This is a genomic window from Streptomyces sp. NPDC052682 (genome assembly GCF_040678435.1).
Classification (GTDB): domain Bacteria; phylum Actinomycetota; class Actinomycetes; order Streptomycetales; family Streptomycetaceae; genus Streptomyces.
This window is the reverse complement of the sequence record NZ_JBFATS010000016.1, coordinates 105293-126105: the sequence shown is the minus strand read 5'-3', so window position 1 is coordinate 126105 and position 20813 is coordinate 105293. Positions and strand designations below refer to the sequence as shown.

The following is a 20813-nucleotide window of genomic DNA, read 5'->3' as shown; positions in this document are numbered from 1 at the left end:
GCGTCGGCCTGGTCTCGGGTGTGACCGTCACGGGTCCTGGTCGCTTTGTTCTGGTGTCCGCCTTGCTGGTCACGGCGTTCGGGGGCTGCTCGTGCCGCGCAGCCCGGGGTCACGCTGCCGCTCGCGCTCCGGCACCACTTCGCCGCAGCTGTGGGAGAAACAGGGCCGTGGTGCGCGGTCAGGGGCGCCACAGCGGGTGCTCCCGTCGGGCCCACGTGCGGCTGACCGTGCCGGTGCGCAGGCCGCGGCGGGCCTCCGGGTCGCCCAGGGCCATGCCGATGTGGCCGGCGAGGACGATGCCGATGGTCAGGGCCAGCCAGTCGTGGACGAATGTGGCGCTGGTACGCCACAGCAGCGGGGTGAGGTGGGTGAACCACATGATCAGGCCCGTGCCGAGCATCACCAGCGTGGCACCGGCGATCCAGGCGGCGTAGATCTTCTGGCCGGCGTTGAACTTGCCCGCCGGGCGGGAGGCGGGCCGTTTGTCGCGGCGCAGGGCGGCGCGCAGCCACAGGCGGTCGTGCGGGCCGAAGCGGTTGAGCCGGCCGAGGTCGGCGCGGAACGCGCGAGAGGCCAGTCCGGCGAGGGCGGGCACGGGCAGGGCGAGGCCGGCCCACTCGTGCACGGTGACCACCAGGGCCCGGCGGCCGACGAGTTCGGCGAGCTGGGGGACGTACAGGCAGGCCGCCGTCAGCACGCACACGCCCATCAGGGCGGCCGTGGTGCGGTGCACCCACCGTTCGGCCGGGCTGAAGCGCCGTACGCGGGTGGTGGGCGGCGGGGTGTCGACGTCCAGGGTCATCGTCGGCTCGTGGGCTCGTCGTCGCGTCCGTTGGAGCGGCCCACCCAGGCGTCCACGTCGTAGCCGCGCTCCTCCCAGTAGCCCGGGCGGACGTCCTCGGTGACGGTGATGCCGGAGAGCCACTTGGCGGACTTGTAGAAGTACATGGGGGCCACGTAGAGGCGGACCGGGCCGCCGTGGCTGTGCCCGAGGGACTTGTCCTGCATGCGCAGGGCGACCAGGACGTCCGCGCGGCGGGCCTGGTCGAGGGTGAGGCTCTCGGTGTAGGTGCCGTCGAAGCAGGTGAAGCGGACCGCCTTCGCGGTGGGGCGTGGGCCGGCCGCGTCCAGCAGCCGGGACAGGCGTACGCCCTCGAAGGGCGTGCCGGGGACCCGCCAGCCGGTGACGCACTGGACGTCCCGGACCAGGCGGGTCTGCGGCAGGGCCGACAGGTCGGCCAGCGTGTAGGTCCTCGGGTGGTCGACGAGGCCGTCCACCGTCAAGCGGTAGGTGCGGGCGTTTTTGTGCGGGACGGAGGTGGCGACCGAGTAGTAGCGGAAGCCGCCGCCGTTGGGGAGCAGGCCCGTCAGCCCGGTGGGGTCCTTGTCGGCGGCCCCGGCGAGGAGCGACTCCAGGCCGCGTTGCAGGGAGGGTGCGGCGACCACGCCGAGGGCGCCCAGCCCGAGGGTGCCGAGCAGGACGCGGCGGCCGACGGGGGTGCCGCCCTCCTCGGGCGCGCCCGGGGGCTCCTCGGGTGCGTGCGGGTGCTCGGCGGGTCGTTCGTCGTTCACGCTCCCATTCGAGCACCCGCGGGCCCGGCTGGGCCAGGGTTCGCGGATGCTCGTCGCCTCCCACGGGAACCTCAGGGGGTCTCGTGCGCCGCCTTCTCCAGCTGGAACGCCTCGTTGCCGAGGCCGATGCGGGCGTGCGCCCCGGGCCTGCGGGCACGCATGACCAGGCCCTGGATCAGGCCGACGGCCAGCGCGAGGGCGATGACGCCGGGCAGGAGCCGGCTCAGCGCCGAGTCGGGGCCCGCGCCGATCAGGACGTCGAAGTCCTTGACGGTGTAGACCACGATGAACAGCCGCGCGACCACGGAGAGCCCGGAGGCGACGAGCCGCCAGGCCTGGGCGCCGGCCGCGCCGCGGCGGACGAAGAAGACGACGACGGAGACCGAGGCCGCGGCCATCAGCACGGCGACGCCGAGTGCGCCGAGGTTGCCCATCCAGGTGAACAGGCGCAGCACGGGCGCGGTCGGGTCACCGGCCGGCTTGTCGTCCGTGACGGCGAAGGCGGCCACCACCAGCAGGGACACGGCCGTCTGCAGCAGCGAGCCGGTGCCGGGCGCGCCGCTGGTGCTGCTGGTGCGGCCGAACGCGGCGGGCAGCAGCCCTTCGCGGCCCATGGCGAAGGCGTACCGGGCGACGACGTTGTGGAAGCTGAGCATCGCGGCGAACATGCCGGTCACGAACAGCACGTGCAGCACGTCCGTGAAGGTGTCGCCGAGCAGGTCCCCGGTGAGGAAGAACAGCAGGCCCGCGCTCTGCTTCTGCGCGGTGCCGACGATCGCCGACGGGCCGGTGGCGACGGTCAGCGCCCAGCAGCTGATCGTGTAGAAGACCGCGATGCCGCCGATGGCCAGGAACATCACGCGGGGCACCAGGACGTGCGGCCTGCTGGTCTCCTCGGCGTAGACGGGGGCCTGCTCGAAGCCGAGGAAGGCCGCGACGCAGAAGCACAGGGCGGTGCCGACGCCGGCGCCGGTGAGGGTGTCCGGGTCGAACGCGTGCAGCGACAGGCCCTGGGGGCCGGGGTCGGCGAGGGCGGCGACGTCGAAGACGACGACGAGCGCGACCTCGATGAGCAGCAGGACGCCGAGCACGCGCGCGTTGAGGTCGATCTTCAGCCAGCCGAGGGCGCCGACGGCGAGCACGGCCAGCAGGGCCGGTATCCACCAGGCGAGGTCGATCTCCAGGTAGGTGGCGAGCAGCCCGGACACCTCGAAGCCGAAGATGCCGTAGATGCCGACCTGGAGGGCGTTGTAGGCGACGAGCGCGACCATGGCCGCGCCGGCGCCGGCGGTGCCGCCGAGGCCGCGGGAGATGTACGCGTAGAAGGCGCCCGCGTTGTGGACGTGCCGGCTCATCTCGGCGTATCCGACGCTGAACAGGGCGAGGACGGCGGCGAGGATCACGAACAGCAGCGGCTGGCCGACGATGCCCATCACCCCGAATGTGGTGGGCATGACACCCGCGACCACCATGAGGGGAGCCGTCGCGGCGAGCACGGACAGCAGCAGGCCGACCGTGCCGAGCCGGTCGGCGCGCAGGGCCCGGTCCTGGCCCTTGAACGTGCTGATCCCGCCTCCGGGGGCGGTGGGCGCTGCTCTGCCGGTGCTCGCTTCGTCCGTCGTCATCTGGATGTGTCCTTTCGGAAGGGTCGGGAGGGGCCTCACACCGTGCCGAGCGCGGCGGCGCGGGCGGCGCGGAAGGCGGCGTGCGGGTCGCGGTCCGGGTAGCACCAGGGCGCCGGGGTGGCATGGTCGCCGATGCGGTGGAACAGGGCGGCGGCCTCGGCGCCCCGCCCCTCGCAGACCTTGGCGTGGGCGAGATAGTTCAGGTCGACCAGGCGGCGCGGATGGCCTTCGTGCTCCCACTCCAGCCACCAGTCGAACGCGGCCTTCATCACCTGGCGGGCGCGGCGGCCGGCCCAGTGGCCGGAGGCGGCCGGGTCGGCGGGTTCGTGCCCGGCGGCGGCCAGCACGCGGTAGCGCTCGGCGTGGGCGACGACCGGCAGGATGGCGAGCGGGGAGTCGGCGGGGGCCTGTTCGGCGGCCCAGTTGGCGAAGTCGTACACCTCGTGCAGCGGGTCCGGTCCGATGCCGGCGCGGCGCTCGGCGAGCCGGGCGACCATCAGGTGGTGGGCGTGATGGTGGTCGGCGTGCCGGGCGCGGACCTCCTCGAAGAGCCGGACCACGTCCTCGTCGGCGCCCAGGGCACGCTCCAGCAGGAGCAGGCCGAGCCAGGGGGTGGGGTCGGCGGGGGCGAGCCGGGCGGCGCGGTGGCAGGCCTCGCGGGCGCGCGGCGGCTTCTGCTTGCCGCGCAGGGCGCGCCGGACCTCGGCGAGAGCGAGCAGGACGGCGGCGTCGGCGGACTCCGGCTCGGCGAGCAGCCACTCCTTGGCCCAGGCGGCGCAGTAGGTCTCGCGGGCCAGGACGGTGATGCGGTGGCCCCGGCGATCCCAGTCGTCACCGGTGCGCGCCAGCAGCGAGCGGGCGGTCTGCCACCGGCCCTGTGCGAGGGCGGAGCGCGCGTCGACGAGGGCGGCGTCGTCGAGGGCCTCGTCGAGGGCCTGGGCCGCGCGTCTTCGGCCACGGCCGAGGGGAGGCGGGGGTGGGGACACCGCGGAACATCCTCACGCGTTCACTCGTGGTGCGGTTCACGGCGCGGTCGGCGGGGGCGGAGGTGTGCGCGAGGCCATGAACTGATCACGCACAGCAAACCGGGAGCCAACAGTCTGCGTCAAGGGCGAGCGGCGTGTTACACGCGTCAAGTAGCGTGACTTCTGGGGGACTTGTGGCCACGGTGGCCGGTAGACGACGGAGCTGCGGCACGGACACGCATACCCCCCGGGGTATTTCGCCCGTTTAACCCCACTTAATTCTTTTCGCTCTTTTGTGGCGTACGTCATAGCGTGGGCCCCGGCTCGCCGCTCACGATGGCTGGACGTGCGGTCGCGCCCTGCCGGGTCCCGCGGCCCGGCCCCGATCATCGAAGGTACGCGGCGTGTCGTTTCTGGTTCTGCTTCTCGCGGTGAGTGCTGCGTGCTGTCTGGGCTTCGGGTTCGTTCTCCAGCAGAACGCCGCCCAGCGGGCCCCGCTGAACGACTTCCTCTCCCCCAGGCTGCTGCTGGACCTGATGCGGGTGCCGCGCTGGCTCGGGGGCATCGGGCTCATGGTGGCCGGCATGGCGCTCGGGGCGATGGCGCTCGGGCAGGGCGAGGTGTCCCTGGTCGAACCGCTGCTGGCGACGAACCTCCTCTTCGCGCTCGCGCTGTCGCGCCGGCAGACCCGGCAGCCGCTCGGCCGGCAGGGCTGGGCGGGGCTCGCCCTGCTCGCGGGCGGAGTGAGCGTGTTCATCGTGGCGGGGCAGCCGCACGGCGGCAGCGCCCCGGGCGATCCGCTGCGCCCCTGGCTGATCATCGGCCCCATGGTCGGGCTCGGCCTGCTGCTCACGGCGTACGCGAAGCGCTCCCGGCTGCGCTCCGGCCCGGTGCTGCTGGCACTGGCCGCCGGGCTGCTGTACGGCGTGCAGGACGCGCTGACCCGGCTCAGCGGGCAGCGCTTCGCCTCCGGCGGCTTCGCTGAGCTGCTCACGGGCTGGCAGCCGTACGCCGTCCTGGCGCTCGGCGTCACCGGGCTGCTGCTGGTGCAGAGCGCCTTCGAGACGGCCCCGCTGCGGATGTCCCTGCCCGCGCTGACCGCGGCCCAGCCCATCGCGGGAATCATCTGCGGCGTCGGTTTCCTGGGCGACCGCCTGCGCACCGACGCGGTCGCGCTGACCTGGGAGGCCGGCGGGCTGGCGGCGGTGATCGTGGGCATCGTGCTGCTGGGTCTGCATCCGGCGATGCCCCAGGGCACGGCGGCCCGGCCCCGGACGGCCGAAGCGGTGCCGGCGCTTCAGCCGCAGTGAGGGCGGGGCCGCGCGACAGGGGCCGCTGTGGGAGGCCCGGGGCGTGATCCCCGAAAGCCGGCCCCCTGCTTGGATGGGTGCATGAGCGCTGACGAGATGCTCGACATCGTCGACGAGCACGACCGGGTGGTCGCGCGGTCGCCGCGGGGTGAGGCCTACGCCAAGGGCCTGCGGCACCGCTGCGTGTTCATCCAGGTCCGGGACGCCGAGGGCCGGATCTTCGTGCACCGCCGTACGCCCACCAAGCTGGTCTTCCCCTCCCTGTACGACATGTTCGTCGGCGGAGTGGTCGGCGCGGGCGAGCCCTACGACGAGGCCGCCCTGCGCGAGGCCGAGGAGGAGCTCGGGGTGAGCGGTCTGCCGCGCCCCGAGTACCTGTTCAAGTTCCTGTACGACGACGGCGCGGGGCGGAGCTGGTGGTCCGCGGTGTACGAGGTCCGCTGCGCGCTGCCCGTCCGGCCGCAGGCCGAGGAGGTCGCCTGGTACGACTTCCTGCCCGAGGACGAGGTGGAACGCCGGCTGCGCGACTGGGAGTGGGTGCCGGACGGCCTCGCGGCGTACGAGCGGCTCAGGGCGTACCGGACGCGGGGCTGAGCAGGGCACTGCGCAGCGGGCGCTCGGCAGGGGGCGCCCTGCCCGGACCGTGGCGGCCGGTCCTGACAGCGACCCGTGGGACGGCCCCGGGTAGGGTCCTGCGCGTGAGCGAGTTCGTGCGGAACGTCCGGTTGTGGTTCGCCCCCGAGGAGGTCCGGCGGGAGGGGCAGACTCCCGACTACCGCTTCTCGCTGGCGAACGAACGCACCTTCCTGGCCTGGCTGCGCACCGCGCTCGCGCTGATCGGCGGCGGGTTCGCCGTGGACCAGTTCCTGCCGGACCTGCGCTGGGGCTGGCGGGTGGGCCTCGCGCTCGCCCTGCTCGCCGCGGGTGTGCTGTGCTCGCTGCGGGCGGTCAACCACTGGGTGCGCTGCGAGCGGGCCATGCGCCGGGGCGAGGACCTGCCGGCGTCCCGGTTCCCGGCGCTGCTGGGCCTGGTCGTGGCGGTGGTGGCCGTCGCCATGGTGCTGGTCGTGCTGGTCGGGTGGGAGGGGTGAGCGCCCGGGCCGCGCAGGACCGGGACCCCGGGCTCCAGCCCGAGCGGACCCGGCTGGCGTGGCGGCGTACGACCCTGTCGGGCACCGTCTGCGCGGTGCTCGCGGCGAAGAGCGCGCTGCACGGCGGCGCGTCGGCGGCCGGGGTCACCGCGTCCGCGCTGAGCTGCCTGCTGTGGCTGGGCCTGCTGGGCGTCGCGCACCGCCGGCTGCGCGGGCTCACGGTGCCGGGCGTGCCCGCGCGGCTCGTGCCCCGGCAGGCCGTCGCGGCCGCGCTGTGCACGGTGGCGACGGCCGTGTGCGGGGCGGCGCTCGTCCTGCACGGCTCCCGGCCCTGAGCCTCAGGCCTCTGACCTGCGGGCGGCTTGCGGGCCTATCGTGGCTCCGATCACGTTTGCTCGCCCCACTGGACGACATACCGACCGGTCGGCATCATGTGTCGGGTACTGGTCCCCTCCCGGAGGAGCGACGATGAGCCCCGACCACCCGCCAGGACTCGATCTCGACCGGCTGCACGGCCTGCTGGAGCGCGAGCGGCCCGGCCTGGTGACCGGCCCGCTGTCCGGCCGGCTGATCGAGGGCGGGCGGTCCAACCTCACCTACGCGGTCACCGACGGCACCTCCCGGTGGGTCGTACGGCGGCCGCCGCTCGGGCACGTCCTGGCCACCGCGCACGACATGAAGCGCGAGCACCGGGTGATCAGCGCGCTGCACCCGACGGCCGTGCCGGTGCCGCGGCCGGTGCTGCTGTGCGAGGACGAGGAGGTGCTGGGGGCGCCGTTCTACGTCATGGAGTTCGTCGAGGGCATCCCGTACCGCACCGCCGGCCAGCTCGCCCCGCTCGGCCCGCGGCGCACCCGGCAGGCCGTGCTGAACCTGGTGGACACGCTCGTCGAGCTGCACGCGGTGGACCCGCAGGAGGTGGGACTCGGCGACTTCGGCCGCCCGGAGGGCTTCCTGGACCGGCAGCTGCGGCGCTGGGGCAAGCAGCTGGCCGCCTCCCGCAACCGCGAGCTGGCCGGCATCGACGAGCTGCACGCGGCTCTGGGGCGGGAGCTGCCCCGCTCCCCCGCACCGGCGGTCGTGCACGGCGACTACCGGCTGGACAACGTCCTGATCGGTGCGGACGACGAGATCAAGGCGATCCTCGACTGGGAGATGTCCACGCTGGGCGATCCGCTCACCGACCTGGGCCTGCTGGTGATGTACAGCATGCCGCTGGGCATGCCCGACTCGCCCGTCTCCACGACCGCCGAGGCGCCCGGGCACCCGGCGCCGTCGGAACTCATCGAGCGGTACGCCGCGCGCTCGGGGCGCGACGTCTGCGCGGTCTCCTGGTACACGGCGTTCGCGTGGTTCAAGCTCGCCGTGATCCTGGAGGGCATCCACTACCGCTACACGCTGGGCCAGACGGTCGGCCGCGGCTTCGACCGCATCGGCGACCTCGTCCCCGTCTTCATCGAGCACGGTCTGACCACTCTTCACCAAGGCCTCCAGGAGGGCTGAGCCATGGACTTCGCGTTCGACGCGCGCACCGAGGAACTGCGCGCCAAGCTGCTGGCCTTCATGGACGAGTACGTCTATCCGGCCGAGTCCGTCGCCCACGAGCAGCGCGCCGCCCTGGCCTCGCCGTGGGACACCGTCCCGGTCGTGGAGGACCTGAAGGCCGAGGCCCGCAGGCAGGGCCTGTGGAACCTGTTCCTGCCGGACGCCGAGTACGGCGCGGGGCTCACCAACCTCCAGTACGCGCCGCTCGCCGAGATCATGGGCCGTTCCCCGCAGCTGGCCCCCACCGCGACCAACTGCGCGGCGCCCGACACCGGGAACATGGAGGTGCTGGCGCTCTTCGGTGACGAGCAGCAGAAGAAGCAGTGGCTGGAGCCGTTGCTGGCCGGGGAGATCCGCTCGGCGTTCGCGATGACCGAGCCGGAGGTGGCCTCCTCGGACGCCACCAACATCACCACCCGGATCGAGCGGGCCTCCGACGGGTCGGACGAGTACGTCATCACCGGCCGCAAGTGGTACATCTCCGGGGCCATGCACCCCGACTGCAAGATCTTCATCGTCATGGGCAAGACGGACCCGGACGGGCCGGACCCGCGCCGCCAGCAGTCGATGGTGCTGGTGCCCCGTGACACGCCGGGCGTCACGGTCAAGCGGCCCATGCAGGTTTTCGGCTACCAGGACGAGTACCACGGCGGCCACGCCGAGGTGGTCTTCGACCACGCGCGCGTGCCGGTGTCGAACCTCGTCGGCGAGGAGGGCGGCGGTTTCGCCATCGCCCAGGCGCGGCTCGGTCCCGGGCGGATCCACCACTGCATGCGGCTGATCGGCATGGCAGAGCGGGCGATCGAGCTGATGTGCCGGCGCGCCGTGTCCCGTACGGCCTTCGGCCGGCCGCTGGCCGAGCAGGGCGTGATCCACAACTGGATCGCGGACGCGCGCGTGGCCGTGGAGCAGCTGCGGCTGCTGGTGCTGAAGACGGCCTGGATGATGGACACCGTCGGCAACAAGGGCGCCCACACGGAGATCCAGGCCATCAAGATCGCCACGCCGCGTACGGTCGTCGGGATCCTGGACAAGGCGATCCAGCTGCACGGCGCCGGGGGCGTCAGTCAGGACTTCCCGCTGGCCGAGCTGTACGCCAGCGCGCGGACGCTGATGATCGCCGACGGGCCGGACGAGGTGCACCAGCGGTCGCTGGCCCGGCGGGAGCTGAAGAAGTACCTGTAGGGAGCGAGTGGAGGGGCGGTCGCCACGGTGACCGCCCCTTCTCGTCGCCCGGGAGAGCCGCGCTACGGCCGCAGCGCCCGCAGCAGCAGGTCCGCGAGGTGGTCGGCGACCTGCTGGGGGGTGAGGGGGCCGTCGGGGCGGTACCAGGTGGACAGGTGGTGGACGGAGCCGAAGTGGTAGTCCACCACCAGGTCGGCCGGGGTGGCCCGGGAGAAGACGCCCGCCTCCTGGCCCTCCTCGATCAGGGCGCGGAAGCGTTCGTGGTAGCGGCGGCGCTCGGCGCGGACCTGCTTGTTCTTCTCGGGGCTGAGGTGGTGCATGGACCGCCAGAAGATCGACGCGTCGTCGAGGTTCTCGATGGTCGTCACCACGACGTCCGCCGCCGCGTCCCGCAGCCGCTTGTCCACCGGCTCGTCGGACGCCGCGACGGCGTCCAGGCGCTCCTGCTGGAGGCGCAGCACACGCGCGTACACCTCGTGCAGCAGGTCGTCCTTGGAGCCGAAGTAGTGGTAGAGCGCCCCCTTGGTGACGCCGGCCGCCTCGACGATCTCCTGGACCGAAGTCCGGTCGTACCCCTGCTCGGCGAAGAGCCGGGTGGCGGCGGCCAGGAGCCGCTGGGGCACGGGAGTGCCGTCACCGTCCGTCGTCCTGGGCACTGCCGCCACCTGCCTTTCCGTTCTGCTGCTCAGTTGTCGTGCGGGAGTGAACGCAGTTCCCGACGGAGGATCTTCCCACTCGCCGTTTTCGGCAAGTCCGGCAGGATCTCCACCTGACGCGGGTACTTGTAGGCGGCCAGTCTCTCCTTGCAGTAGGCGGCGAGCGTACCGGGGTCCGCCTCGGCGCCCGGACGCAGGCTGATGTAGGCCTTCACGGTCTCGCCGCGGTACCCGTCGGGCACCCCGACGACGGCCGCCTCGCGCACCGCCGGGTGGGTGTACAGCACGTCCTCGACCTCGCGCGGCCACACCTTGAAGCCGGACGCGTTGATCATGTCCTTCTTGCGGTCGACGACGTACAGCCAGCCCCGCTCGTCCATGAACCCGATGTCGCCCGTACGCAGCTCACCGTCCGGGAACGTCTCGGCGGTCGCGTCGGGGCGCCGCCAGTAGCCGGGCACGACCTGCGGGCCGCGGACGACGATCTCGCCCTGCTCGCCGAAGGGCACCTCGGCGCCCTCGTCGTCCACGATCCGCACGACCGTGTCCGGACCGGGCAGGCCGACCGCCAGCGTCCCGGACACCGGGTCCACGGGCGCCCGAAGGTGCGGTGGGACGGAGGCGCAGGGGGCGGTGCACTCGGTCAGCCCGTAGCCGTTGCGCAGGTACGGGCCGAAGCCGGCCTGGAACTTCTCGACCAGGGCGGGCGGCAGCGGAGCGCCGCCGGAGGAGATCACCCGGAAGGAGGAGAAGTGGTCACGGGTGACGGAGGGGTGGGCGGCCAGCGCCATGAAGGCGGTCGAGGGGCCGACGGTGTAGTGCGGCCGGTGCTCGGCGAAGGCGTCCAACACCACGCCCGCCTCGAAGCGGTACGTCAGCACGAGCGTGCCCGCGCTGTTCAGGCAGGCGCCGAACTGGCAGACCATGCCGGTGATGTGGAACAGCGGCGCCAGCGCGTAGTACACGGGCGCCTCGGGCAGGCCGAGCCCGGTCCGCTGCCGCTCGGCGTTGTACATGATGTTGCCGTGCGTGTTGGTGGCGCCCTTGGGCGTGCCGCTGGTGCCGGAGGTGTAGCTGATCAGGGCGATGTCGGACGGGCCCGGCGCGCGGCCCGCGGGCGCCGGGTGGCCCGCGCGGGCCACGGTCGCGAGGTCGTCGGCGTCGGCGGCCCGCCCGAGCCGCTCGAAGCCCAGCACACGCGTGTCGTCGCGGCTCTGGAAGTCCCGCTCGCAGCCGGTCAGCGCGATCCGCACCGGCGACTGCGCCGCCGTCTCGCGCAGGTACGACTCCCACGCCCGCTCGGAGCACACCAGCGCGGTCACCTCGCCGTCCCGCAGGACGTGCGCCATCTCCCCCGCCTTGTACATCGGGTTGACGGGGACGACGATCCCGCCGGCCTTCCACGCGCCGAGCACGGCGAGCACGAACAGCGGGGAGTTCTGCAGCAGCACCGCGACCCGGTCGCCGCGCCGCAGGCCCCGCGCGGCGAGGTACCCGGCGACGGAGTCGCTGAGCTCGTCCACCTCCCGGTAGGTCAGGCGCCCGTCGAAGTAGGCGAGGAAGGTGCGCTCCGGGGCCTCGGCCGTGGCCCGGCGCAGGGCGTCCACGAGTGAGCCGGCGGGGCTGATCGGGGCCTTCTGTGCGTCGCTCAGCAGGGCCAGCCAGGGCCGGGCGGCGTAACGGGACTCGGTCACCGGGTGGCCTCCCACTGCTGCTGGATGCGGTTCATGCCGCCCAGCCAGCGGTCGGGGTCGGCGGCCCGGGCCTGGTAGTACCCGGCGACCTCGGGGTGCGGCAGGATCAGGAAACGGTCCTCCTCGATGCCCCGGAACAGGGCGTCGGCCACGTCCTCCGGCTCGATCGCGGTCGGCTGGAGCACCAGGTCACCCGCGCTGCCGGTCGCGGCCAGCATGTCGGTGCGGACCCCCTGCGGGCAGATGGCGTGCACCTTCAGGCCACGGTGGCGGTACGTCAGCGACAGCCACTCGGCGAAGGCGTACGCGCCGTGCTTGGTGACCGCGTACGGCGCGGCGCCGATCATGGTGAGCAGACCGGCGGCGGACACGGTGGAGACGAACCGGCCGCTGCCGCGCTCCAGCCAGGCGGGCAGCAACTCGTGGGCGGCACGGACGTGGGCCATGACGTTGACGTCCCAGGACGTGGCCCAGGCCCGCTCGTCGAGCGGCTTTCCGGCCTCCCCGCCCTCGAAGGCGACGCCCGCGTTGGCGCAGTACACGTCGACCGTGCCGCCGAGCGCCTCCCGGGCCTTGGGGACGATCGCGGAGGCGTCGCCCGGCACCGCCAGGCCGCCGATCTCCTCGGCGACCGCCTCGGCCCGGCCGGCGTCCAGGTCGTTGACGACGACCCGGGCTCCCTCGGCGGCGAAGCGGCGGGCCAGCGCGGCCCCGATGCCGCCTCCCGCCCCGGTCACGACCACTCCCGCACCCTGCACGGCTCCCACCACGGTCTCCTTCGACGACGACGCGACTGGACTCTGCCGCGTCAGACTAACCGGTCGGTATGTCACGCGGAAGGGTGGCGCAAGGCGGCCGGTCCACTGTGTTCCGCGTGTCCCGGGCGCACGCTAGCGTGCGGGAGCATGCCATTCGCCCCCGGGAGACGGAGGTCACCGCATGAAGCTGTCCAGACGCGGCCTGCTCGCCACCACGGCCGGGGTGGCGGCCTCGGCCGCACCGGCGCGGGCGGCAACCGGGCAGGCGGCACCGGCCCGGGGCGGCCGCCGGCTGCGGACCGGGTTCGAACGCCTGGCCGCGGACGGTTACGCCCTGCTGCGCGGGCAGCGGGTGGGCATCGTCACCAACCCGACCGGTGTCACCCGGGACGTACGCCACATCGTCGACGTGATGCACGCCGACCGGCGTGTGGAGCTGACCGCCGTGTTCGGCCCCGAGCACGGCTTCCGGGGCACGGCGCAGGCGGGCGGCTCCGAGGGGCGGTACGAGGACCCGGCGACCGGGCTGCCCGTCTACGACACCTACCTCAAGAGCGGCCGGCCGCTCGCCGACGTCTTCACCGCCTCCGGCGTGGACACCGTCGTCTTCGACATCCAGGACGTCGGCGCGCGCTTCTACACGTACATCTGGACGCTGTACGACTGCATGGAGGCCGCGCAGCTCGCGGGCAAGCGCTTCGTGGTGCTGGACCGGCCGAACCCGGTGACCGGCCGGGCGGCCCTCGGCCCGGTGCTGCACAAGGAGTTCGCGACCTTCGTCGGGCGGCAGCCAATCTCCCAGGCGCACGGCATGACCGTCGCCGAGCTGGCGCGGCTGTTCGACGGGGAGTTCCTGACCGCGCCGGTGGAGCTGGCAACCGTACGGATGACGGGCTGGCGGCGCTCGGACTTCTACGACGCCGCCGGGCTGCCCTGGGTGCCCCCGAGCCCCAACATGCCGACGCCGGACACGGCGCTCGTGTACGCCGGGACGTGCCTGTTCGAGGGCACGAACCTGTCGGAGGGGCGCGGCACGACCCGGCCGTTCGAACTGCTGGGCGCGGAGGGCGTCGACGGGCGCTGGGCCGCCGCCGCGAACGGCCTCGCCCTGCCCGGAGTGCGCTTCCGGGAGGCGTACTTCGCGCCCACCTTCTCCAAGTTCCAGGGCAGGACGGTCGGGGGCGTGCAGATCCATGTGCATGACCGGGCCGCCTTCGACCCCGTGCGGACCGGCATCGCGCTGCTGGTGACGGCCCGGCAGGTGTGGAGCGGCTTCGCATGGCGCCCGGACCACTGGATCGACAAGCTCACCGGCTCCCCGCGGGTGCGCACGATGATCGACGCGGGGGCCGGCACCGACGAGGTGGTGGCGGGCTGGCGGGAGGAACTGACGGCGTTCCGACGGGTGCGGGAGCGGTACCTGCTGTACCGGTGAGCGAGCTGCGCCCCCTGGTCGGCCCCTCCTGCCGGCGGGAGGATGCGGCGGGGCCTGTCTCCTCACCTGGGCTTGACCAGCCGGTGCCGGCGGCGGGCTCCAGTCGGTGGCCCGCCGCCGGTGTGCCGGTGTGGCTACCGGTGGGAGGTGAACTCCACGACCTGCTGGTAGGTCGGGCGGTTCTGCCAGCTGGTCTTGCCGTGTTTGATGCCGCCGAGCGTGCGGTGGACGATCGAGTCGGCGCACCACTGGTCGCCCGCCGCGCACTGGTCGTCGCCCGGGTAGACCTGGGAGGGCGTCCTGGCCGCCGCCTCCTTCAGGGTGCCGAGCAGGACGTCCCGGCAGCCGCCGAGGCTGCCGCCGCCGCAGTACGTCCGTGCCAGCGGCCCCTTCACCGGCTCACCGAGCACCGCGCGGATGTCCTTGTCGACATAGCTCCACCAGCCGTACTGGAAGGAGCTTCCGGCGTGCGAGCCGGTCGGGCCGTGCGCGGCCGACGGGGACTCGTCGATCGGCAGGTTGGCGGTGAAGGCGGTGTACAGGTCGCTGCCGAGACCCGGTTCGAACTCGGCGCGGACCAGCAGCGGCCACCAGGCGTCCAGGATCCGGATGGCGTCGGCGTGGGCGTACGTCTTCGACCCCGGCGCGGTCTCCGTGCGCTTGGCGCCGGCCGCGACCCAGGCCTGGAGCTTGTCGGCCGCCGCCTTCGCCGCCGGGTCGGTCACCGCCGAACCGGTGAGCACCTTGAGCAGCTTGGGCAGTACGTCCTCGGCGCGCAGGTCGGCGAGCCCGGCGTCGGCCATCGCCTTCACCAGCGAGACCCGGGTGACCCCGCCCGCCGCGACCAGCTTCTTCACCCGGTCTTCCAGCAGGTTGCCGCGGTGCACGGACCCGTTGCCCCAGGGCGCGGTCGTGTAGTCCCTGGCCTGCTTGTTGTTCCAGGAGATGTAGTAGTCCTGGTCGATGGAGTGGGGGTGGGCCGAGGGCGGGGTGTAGGCGGCGGTGTTGGTCGCGGGGTCCCAGTCGCGCCACTCGTAGGCGGGCCGCGCCCAGACCGGGAACTCGGCGTCGACGCCGGTGGCGCGCACCGGGTTGTCGCCGCTGTTGTAGTACGCGGTGTGCCGGGAGTCGGCGTAGAACCAGTTGAAGGTGTAGTTGATGTGCTGCACCGCGCGCTGGAAGTCCTCGGGACCCTTGACGTAGTCCGGGTCGTTCAGCATCTGGAAGCCGATGATGGAGTCGGCCTCGTGCAGGTAGGAGGAGCGCAGGGTGGTGTAGGCGACCTTCTTGCCGCCGACGCTCGCGCGGTACTCGACGGGCCCGTACTTGGTGCGCCAGACGCGCATGGTGTACGAGCCGGCCGCGGTGCCGTCCGCGGTGGTCGGCTTCCAGGCGTTCTTCTGCTCGACCTTCTCCATGGGCGTGCAGACACCGCGGTACAGGTAGTGGTAGTCGTCCTGGCACAGTTCGACGGCGTAGGTGTCGATGATGTCCTGGCCGGACGTCGTGGCGCTCCAGGCGTAGTCCTGACCCCGGCCGAGTTCGACGTAGAAGCTCAGTCCCGCGAAGGAGGCGCCGCGGGCGCTGATGCCCGGCCCCTGGATCTCCTGGAGCAGCAGCAGCTGGGGCGCGAAGTAGCCGGTCTGCGGGCCGAACACGGCGACCGGGTGGCCACTGGCGGTGTGCTTGCCGCTGACCACCAGCGCGTTGGACATGCCGCGTTTCGCCGAGGACACCGCCGCCTTGGCCGCCGTGCGCGAGGCGCCGGCCGCGCCGGGCGCGGCCGCGCTGCCGGTGCGGTCGTACACCAGCGGCTCCTGCTCGACCGAGCCGGGGTCGGGCAGGGCCAGGCCCTGCGGGTTCTCGGGCCGGGTGGCGTAGGGGAAGCTGCCGTCGTGGACGGTGAGCACGGCCTCGGGGTCGTTGCGCTCGCGGAAGGACTCCCAGACCTTGGTGCCTTCGGCAACTCCGTACTTCTCCTGGGCGGCCAGCAGGGAGACCGCGTTGTTCACCTCCCCGCCGCCGCCGGAGCCGAACAGCGCGCCGACGACCGAGCCGAGGGCGACCAGGTCGGTGATCTTGAAGTGCTCGATCTTCCCCGCGTTGGTGATCGAGTCCTTGTGCCCGGTCAGGACGTACTCGCCGGGGAAGTACCGTCCGCTGTCGGAGGCGTCGATGTAGGCGTTGATGCCGTCGAGGTAGGCCTTGGCGTCGGCGAGGGCGAGCTTGCCTCGCTCGCCGTTCACGGCGACGGCGTTGTCGATCTGCGCCTGGAGGTCGGCCTCGGTGTACGGGGCGTTGCGCCAGAACTGCTGCTCCAGGCCCTGGTTGGAGGGAGCGCCGCCGGCGAAGGAGGTCAACTGGCCGCGGCCGACGTGCCGGAAGACGTCCATCAGCCACAGCCGGTCCTGGGCCACCGCGTAGCCGGCGCCGAACTCCGTGCCGTACCGGGTGGTACCGGTGATGTGCGGGACGCCCGTCTTCTTGTCGCGGACGATCGTCACGTCGCCGCGGCCGGCGGGCTTCAGGGTGGAGGCGACCTGGTCGGCGGGGACCCCGAAGGAGGAGTCGTTGAAGAAGGTGTTGATCTTGTCGCTGGTGAGGGCGGGATAGCCCGTGGCAAGGCCCGCGTACGGGCCGAGCTGGTCGGAGGCGTGCTCGGGCAGGGTGCCGAACGCCTGGTTGAGGAGGATCTGGGCGAGGGTGGCGTTGCCGTTCTGACCGGGCGGCAGGATGTCGGAACACTGGCCGCCGCAGTGGTCGTCGGCGGCCGTGGCCTTCACTTCCGCGGGCTCTGCGGCCGTCGCCGGGGAGAGCGGCGACAAAAGACCGGCAACGAGAGCGCATATGGCCGCGCTCTTCAGGAACCCGGGGATTCCCCGGGGAGTTCTCAGTGTGTCGAGGGCGGTGCGTGGGGTGCGCCAAGGCATGGGGGGCTCCTCCCGACAGGGGTGGGCGGGATGTTACCGCCGGTAGCCCCGCGATTGAAGATGAACGAGCGTCACTTTTGGGAGTCACCACAGCAGACACAGGCACAACGGCAGTTGGCTCGAGAAGCCCCACGGCCCGCTGATGGGGGCCATCGGAAAAAGGATGGAGCCGATTCGCTTGTCGATACGTCTATTCGGCGACGTCCGTACAACGACGCCGAAGTGACCGGATGACAGGTGCAGGTGTGACGGAGGTGCAGGACGATGGCCGGTTTCCGGAGTCTGGCGAGACAGGTCCGAGACCCACGGTGCGATCTGGCGCTACGGCGCTACTCACTGCGCAAATGCCTGGAGCGGTTCGCCCCTTACGGGCACAGGGCGACCTGGGACCACCTCTGCTCCCGGGCGGGGTTCGGCCCCGAGGACCGCTCTCCTGACCCAGCGCGGCTCGTGGCCGCGCTGGAGGAACTGGAGGAGGCGCGGGCGGTGTGGCTGGCCTACGAGGTCGAGTTCGCCGAGCGCCGCAAGAAGGAGAAGCACGACGGGCTGCGCAGGCCGGGCAGTGTGGACGACTGGCACCGCATGACCTGGGGCGGTTTCGGTGTGGCGTGGTGCGACGATCCGGCGGTCCATCCCCGTGAACCGCTGGCCGAGGTGCTGCGCCGGCTGATCGCCGCGCTGGAGCGCGAGCCGGGCTCGTCCTGCCCCGTGTGCCAGGGGGAACGGCTCGTGTGGAAGCACGGCCTGGACCACGAACCCTCGTCGGGCCCGGTCTGCACCGACTGCGGCATCCTGGTGCCGCTCCCGGTGCTCACGCCCGATGCCGTGGCGGACGCCCGGCGGACGAGGATGCTGGTGTCGGCCTGAGGGAGCACGACGGGGGTGCGCAGGGGATGCCGCACCCCCCTTCGACACGGCGGTTTCGACACGGCGAAGGCGACGGCGACCGGGACACAGGGTGCGTTGTCGGTGGGGGCTGGCACCATCAGGGCATGGTGCAGGTGTGTCTGAACGGGTCCCGGGGAGCGGCCGACGGGGTGGCCGTGCCGCTGACCCCTGAGGCGTTGGCCGACGCGGCGGCGCAGGCCGTCGCGGCCGGGGCGACGGACATCCACGTCCATCCCAAGACGCCGTGCGGTCAGGACACGCTGTCGGCGCCCGTGCTGGCCGCGACGCTCGAGGCGATACGGGCACGGGTGTCCGTGCCGGTCGGCGTGACCACGGGCGCCTGGGCCGAACCGGACCCGGCGGCCCGGGCGGAGCGGATCCGCACCTGGACGGTGCTGCCCGACCACGCCTCGGTCAACTGGCACGAGGCGGGCGCCGAGCAGGTGGCCGCCGCGCTCCTCGCCCGCGGTGTGGGCGTGGAGGCCGGCATCTGGTCGGGCACCGACGGGGTGGAGCGTTTCACCGCCTCGCCTCTGGCCCCGAAGGTGCTGCGGGTCCTGGCGGAGGTGACGGACCAGGACGCCGGCACGGCCGAGGACTCGGCGCGAGCGCTGCTGTCCGCCCTCGGTACCGCGCGGGGCCGGCCGGTGCTGCTGCACGGGGACAACGGCGGTGCCTGGCCGGTGCTGCGCCTGGCCGGGCGGCTGCGGCTGGCGACCCGGATCGGCCTGGAGGACACGCTGTTCCTGCCGGACGGCAGACCGGCCGCGTCCAACGCGCAGCTGGTGGCGGCAGGGCTGGCCGAGTACCGGCGGGCACGGTAGCAGCGACTAATTCGCTCGCTCCAGCCCTTTCCGCTGCGGACAGTTGGGGGCGATGAAACACACCTGAGGAACCGAGGAGTCCCCATGTCGACGCTGCGCGTCACCGCCGAAGTGCTGGCCGTCCACGAGCATCCCAACGCCGACGCCCTCGAACTGGCCCAGGTGGGCCTGTACCGGGCCGTCGTCGCCAAGGGCGCGTACCGCACCGGCGAGGCCGCCGTCTACATCCCCGAGCAGGCCGTGCTCCCGGCCGGACTGATCGAGGAACTGGGGCTGACCGGCCGTCTGGCGGGCAGCGACCACAACCGGGTCAAGGCGGTGCGGCTGCGCGGCGAGCTGTCCCAGGGCATCGTGTGCCGGCCGAAGGCGCTCGCGGACGTCGATCTCGCGCGGGCGGCGCAGGACGGCACGGACTTCGCGGAACGGCTCGGCATCACCAAGTGGGTGCCGCCGATCCCGCCGACGATGAGCGGCGAGGTGGAGTCCGCGCCGGAGCTGCTGCCCTGGGTCGACATCGAGAACATCCAGCGCTACCCGGACATCTTCACGCCCGGTGAGCCGGTCGTCCTCACCGAGAAGCTGCACGGCTCGGCGTGCCTGCTGACGTATGTCGCCGAGGAGGAGCGGGTGTACGTGTCGTCCAAGGGGTTCGGGGCCAAGTCCCTGGCGCTGAGGGAGGATCCACGGAACCTGTACTGGCGGGCGGTGCGCGGACACGGAGTGGCCGAGGCGGCGGCCCGGCTCGCCGCACGGCTGGGCGCGCGGCGGGTCGGGATCTTCGGCGAGGTGTACGGGGCTGGCGTCCAGGACCTGACCTACGGCGCGGACGGGCGCCGGGACACGCTGGGGTACGCCGTGTTCGACGTGTCCGCCGAGATCGACGGCCGGGTGCGGTGGCTGGACGCGGCGGAACTGCTCGAACGACAGCTGCCGTTGGTGCCGCGGCTGTACGAGGGGCCGTACGACATCGACCGGGTGCTGGCGGTCGCCAGCGGGCGCGAGACGGTGTCCGGGCGGGAGCTGCATCTGCGGGAGGGTGTGGTGATACGGCCCGTTGCCGAGCGGTACAGCGCGGTGGTGGGGGGCCGGGCGATCGCCAAGGCGGTCAGCCCCGCGTACCTGGTGAGGAAGGGCGGCACGGAGTACGAGTGAGCAGCACGGCGTGACTGCCGTCGGCTGAGCAGCGTCTGCGCCGCCGCCCGCTTGCCTGCCGCCCGGCGCGGGGCCGGTGCCGGGCGGGTGCGGCATGACTGCCGCCGGCTTGGCTGGGTGCACTACGCCGCCTGCTCCTTGGCCCCGGCGTCCCCGCCGGGGCCAGACGGGTGTGCGGCCCGGGCGCCGCGAGATGCCGCCGCGCCCACCCGGGCGACATCACCGCCACGGCTCAGCCGCATGCACGGCACCACCGCTCCCAGCGTCGACTGCGCGCACCACTGCCGCCCGCATACCCGAAACCCGGCGCCCCCGCCGAAGCCGGACGGGTGCGCGGCCCGGGCGCCGTGAGATGCCGCCGCGCCCACCCGGGCGGCATCACCGCCACGGCCCAGCCGCATGCACGGCACCACCGCTCCCGGCGTCGACTGCGCGCACCACGCCGCCCTCATACGGCGCCGCCGCCGAAGCGGCGTGACTGCCGTCGGCTCAGCTCGCGCACCGGGGCACCGTTCCCCCGGCCCCTGCGTCCCCGCCGAGGCCGGGCCGGTGCGACCGCTCGGGCCGTCCCAGCGGCACGGCGGCTCGGTGGCTGCTCCTACAGAAAGGCAGGCCGTGCTAGCGGCGTCGGGTGTTCGGTGGGCGGCGGGCCGGGTTCTCGGTCATCAGGCGGGAACCCGTCAGGCGGTCGCCGAAGACGTCGTCCGGGTTGGACAGGACGCAGGTGTCCAGGGACAGGCAGCCGCAGCCGATGCAGTCGGTGAGGTGGTCACGGAGGCGGTTCAGCTGTCTGATGCGTTCGTCGAGCTCGGCCCGCCAGGTCTCCGACAGGCGGCTCCAGTCCTCGCGGGTGGGAGTCCGCTCCTCGGGGAGCTGGGCGAGCGCCTCGCGGATCGTCGCCAGCGGGATGCCGACCCGTTGCGCCGCCCGGATGAAGGCGACCCGGCGCAGCGTGTCACGGGTGTAGCGGCGCTGGTTGCCCGCGGTGCGGCGGCTGCTGATCAGGCCCTTGGACTCGTAGAAGTGCAGGGCGGAGACGGCGGCACCGCTGCGCGCGGACAGCTGGCCGACCGTGAGCTCGTGGATCTTCTCTGGAATCTGGGGCACTCCTCGAACCCTACCGAGCCCCTCCGGCGCCGGGTCCGTTGACATGACCCTCGCCCCCTAGCATGCTAAGCAGTCG

The 20813-nt window shown here is 72.9% G+C and carries 19 protein-coding genes; 10 read left to right on the top strand and 9 right to left on the bottom strand.

Annotated features, from left to right (window positions below; genetic code table 11):
* Window positions 1–178: 178 nt before the first annotated feature.
* The 4 genes from AB0K80_RS24680 to AB0K80_RS24665 all read right to left on the bottom strand — a co-directional run bounded on the left by AB0K80_RS24680 (window position 179) and on the right by AB0K80_RS24665 (window position 4183).
* The gene (locus AB0K80_RS24680) at window positions 179–802 is read right to left on the bottom strand and encodes a cytochrome b/b6 domain-containing protein (RefSeq protein WP_365673093.1); all 624 of its coding nucleotides are present in this window, start codon (window positions 800–802) and stop codon (window positions 179–181) included.
* Complete coding sequence (locus tag AB0K80_RS24675; protein WP_365673092.1) at window positions 799–1572, bottom strand: molybdopterin-dependent oxidoreductase; 774 nt, start codon at window positions 1570–1572, stop codon at window positions 799–801. Before AB0K80_RS24675 ends, AB0K80_RS24680 begins: the two co-directional genes overlap by 4 nt.
* Before the next feature lie 71 nt (window positions 1573–1643).
* Window positions 1644–3197 (bottom strand): APC family permease, encoded by a 1554-nt coding sequence (locus AB0K80_RS24670; protein WP_365673091.1) that lies wholly within the window; start codon window positions 3195–3197, stop codon window positions 1644–1646.
* Window positions 3198–3232: 35 nt separating this feature from the next.
* Window positions 3233–4183, bottom strand: a complete 951-nt coding sequence (locus AB0K80_RS24665; protein ID WP_365673089.1) for a hypothetical protein — start codon at window positions 4181–4183, stop codon at window positions 3233–3235.
* 383 nt (window positions 4184–4566) lie between these two features.
* On the opposite strand from AB0K80_RS24665, the gene AB0K80_RS24660 reads away from it, so the two are divergent.
* From AB0K80_RS24660 to AB0K80_RS24635, 6 genes are all read left to right on the top strand, one after another.
* Window positions 4567–5472, top strand: a complete 906-nt coding sequence (locus tag AB0K80_RS24660; protein WP_365673086.1) for a DMT family transporter — start codon at window positions 4567–4569, stop codon at window positions 5470–5472.
* An 81-nt stretch (window positions 5473–5553) separates the two neighbouring features.
* Complete coding sequence (locus AB0K80_RS24655; protein WP_365673084.1) at window positions 5554–6066, top strand: NUDIX domain-containing protein; 513 nt, start codon at window positions 5554–5556, stop codon at window positions 6064–6066.
* A gap of 104 nt (window positions 6067–6170) precedes the next feature.
* Window positions 6171–6563, top strand: a complete 393-nt coding sequence (locus AB0K80_RS24650) for a DUF202 domain-containing protein (protein WP_365673083.1) — start codon at window positions 6171–6173, stop codon at window positions 6561–6563.
* Complete coding sequence (locus AB0K80_RS24645) at window positions 6560–6898, top strand: DUF202 domain-containing protein (RefSeq protein ID WP_365673081.1); 339 nt, start codon at window positions 6560–6562, stop codon at window positions 6896–6898. The genes AB0K80_RS24650 and AB0K80_RS24645 overlap by 4 nt, the downstream gene beginning before the upstream one ends.
* Window positions 6899–7031: 133 nt before the next feature.
* The gene (locus AB0K80_RS24640; RefSeq protein ID WP_365673079.1) at window positions 7032–8066 is read left to right on the top strand and encodes a phosphotransferase family protein; all 1035 of its coding nucleotides are present in this window, start codon (window positions 7032–7034) and stop codon (window positions 8064–8066) included.
* Window positions 8067–8069: 3 nt separating this feature from the next.
* Window positions 8070–9293: an acyl-CoA dehydrogenase family protein gene (locus tag AB0K80_RS24635; RefSeq protein ID WP_365673077.1), complete on the top strand. Its 1224-nt coding sequence runs from the start codon at window positions 8070–8072 to the stop codon at window positions 9291–9293.
* Window positions 9294–9355: 62 nt separating this feature from the next.
* Here AB0K80_RS24635 and AB0K80_RS24630 read toward each other — a convergent pair whose 3' ends face one another.
* Genes AB0K80_RS24630 through AB0K80_RS24620 form a run of 3 tightly spaced genes read right to left on the bottom strand, consistent with a single transcriptional unit; the run spans window position 9356 to window position 12413 of the window.
* Complete coding sequence (locus AB0K80_RS24630) at window positions 9356–9949, bottom strand: TetR/AcrR family transcriptional regulator (RefSeq protein ID WP_365673076.1); 594 nt, start codon at window positions 9947–9949, stop codon at window positions 9356–9358.
* A gap of 29 nt (window positions 9950–9978) precedes the next feature.
* On the bottom strand, window positions 9979–11643 hold the full coding sequence (locus tag AB0K80_RS24625; protein ID WP_365673074.1) for an AMP-binding protein: 1665 nt from the start codon (window positions 11641–11643) through the stop codon (window positions 9979–9981).
* Window positions 11640–12413, bottom strand: a complete 774-nt coding sequence (locus AB0K80_RS24620; protein ID WP_365673072.1) for an SDR family oxidoreductase — start codon at window positions 12411–12413, stop codon at window positions 11640–11642. Before AB0K80_RS24620 ends, AB0K80_RS24625 begins: the two co-directional genes overlap by 4 nt.
* A gap of 169 nt (window positions 12414–12582) precedes the next feature.
* On the opposite strand from AB0K80_RS24620, the gene AB0K80_RS24615 reads away from it, so the two are divergent.
* The gene (locus tag AB0K80_RS24615) at window positions 12583–13836 is read left to right on the top strand and encodes a DUF1343 domain-containing protein (protein WP_365673071.1); all 1254 of its coding nucleotides are present in this window, start codon (window positions 12583–12585) and stop codon (window positions 13834–13836) included.
* A gap of 134 nt (window positions 13837–13970) precedes the next feature.
* Here the strand turns inward: AB0K80_RS24615 and AB0K80_RS24610 are convergent, their stop codons facing one another.
* The gene (locus AB0K80_RS24610; protein ID WP_365673069.1) at window positions 13971–16766 is read right to left on the bottom strand and encodes a penicillin acylase family protein; all 2796 of its coding nucleotides are present in this window, start codon (window positions 16764–16766) and stop codon (window positions 13971–13973) included.
* A 264-nt stretch (window positions 16767–17030) separates the two neighbouring features.
* On the opposite strand from AB0K80_RS24610, the gene AB0K80_RS24605 reads away from it, so the two are divergent.
* The 3 genes from AB0K80_RS24605 to AB0K80_RS24595 all read left to right on the top strand — a co-directional run bounded on the left by AB0K80_RS24605 (window position 17031) and on the right by AB0K80_RS24595 (window position 19630).
* Complete coding sequence (locus AB0K80_RS24605; RefSeq protein ID WP_365673068.1) at window positions 17031–17633, top strand: hypothetical protein; 603 nt, start codon at window positions 17031–17033, stop codon at window positions 17631–17633.
* Between the two features lie 125 nt (window positions 17634–17758).
* Window positions 17759–18478, top strand: a complete 720-nt coding sequence (locus AB0K80_RS24600) for a 3-keto-5-aminohexanoate cleavage protein (RefSeq protein ID WP_365673066.1) — start codon at window positions 17759–17761, stop codon at window positions 18476–18478.
* An 84-nt stretch (window positions 18479–18562) separates the two neighbouring features.
* Window positions 18563–19630: an RNA ligase (ATP) gene (locus tag AB0K80_RS24595; protein ID WP_365673065.1), complete on the top strand. Its 1068-nt coding sequence runs from the start codon at window positions 18563–18565 to the stop codon at window positions 19628–19630.
* A gap of 618 nt (window positions 19631–20248) precedes the next feature.
* Here the strand turns inward: AB0K80_RS24595 and soxR are convergent.
* Window positions 20249–20737, bottom strand: coding sequence for a redox-sensitive transcriptional activator SoxR (soxR, locus tag AB0K80_RS24590; RefSeq protein ID WP_365673063.1), 489 nt, complete (start codon window positions 20735–20737; stop codon window positions 20249–20251).
* Window positions 20738–20813: the final 76 nt, after the last annotated feature.

Excerpts from the sequence above, each read along its gene's own strand:
- AB0K80_RS24640 (WP_365673079.1), top strand. The coding sequence starts at position 7,032 with ATGAGCCCCGACCACCCGCCAGGACTCGATCTCGACCGGCTGCACGGC.
- AB0K80_RS24670 (WP_365673091.1), bottom strand. The coding sequence starts at position 3,197 with ATGACGACGGACGAAGCGAGCACCGGCAGAGCAGCGCCCACCGCCCCC.
- AB0K80_RS24655 (WP_365673084.1), top strand. The coding sequence starts at position 5,554 with ATGAGCGCTGACGAGATGCTCGACATCGTCGACGAGCACGACCGGGTG.
- AB0K80_RS24610 (WP_365673069.1), bottom strand. The coding sequence starts at position 16,766 with ATGCCTTGGCGCACCCCACGCACCGCCCTCGACACACTGAGAACTCCC.
- AB0K80_RS24615 (WP_365673071.1), top strand. The coding sequence starts at position 12,583 with ATGAAGCTGTCCAGACGCGGCCTGCTCGCCACCACGGCCGGGGTGGCG.
- AB0K80_RS24680 (WP_365673093.1), bottom strand. The coding sequence starts at position 802 with ATGACCCTGGACGTCGACACCCCGCCGCCCACCACCCGCGTACGGCGC.
- AB0K80_RS24595 (WP_365673065.1), top strand. The coding sequence starts at position 18,563 with ATGTCGACGCTGCGCGTCACCGCCGAAGTGCTGGCCGTCCACGAGCAT.
- AB0K80_RS24605 (WP_365673068.1), top strand. The coding sequence starts at position 17,031 with ATGGCCGGTTTCCGGAGTCTGGCGAGACAGGTCCGAGACCCACGGTGC.
- AB0K80_RS24600 (WP_365673066.1), top strand. The coding sequence starts at position 17,759 with ATGGTGCAGGTGTGTCTGAACGGGTCCCGGGGAGCGGCCGACGGGGTG.
- AB0K80_RS24635 (WP_365673077.1), top strand. The coding sequence starts at position 8,070 with ATGGACTTCGCGTTCGACGCGCGCACCGAGGAACTGCGCGCCAAGCTG.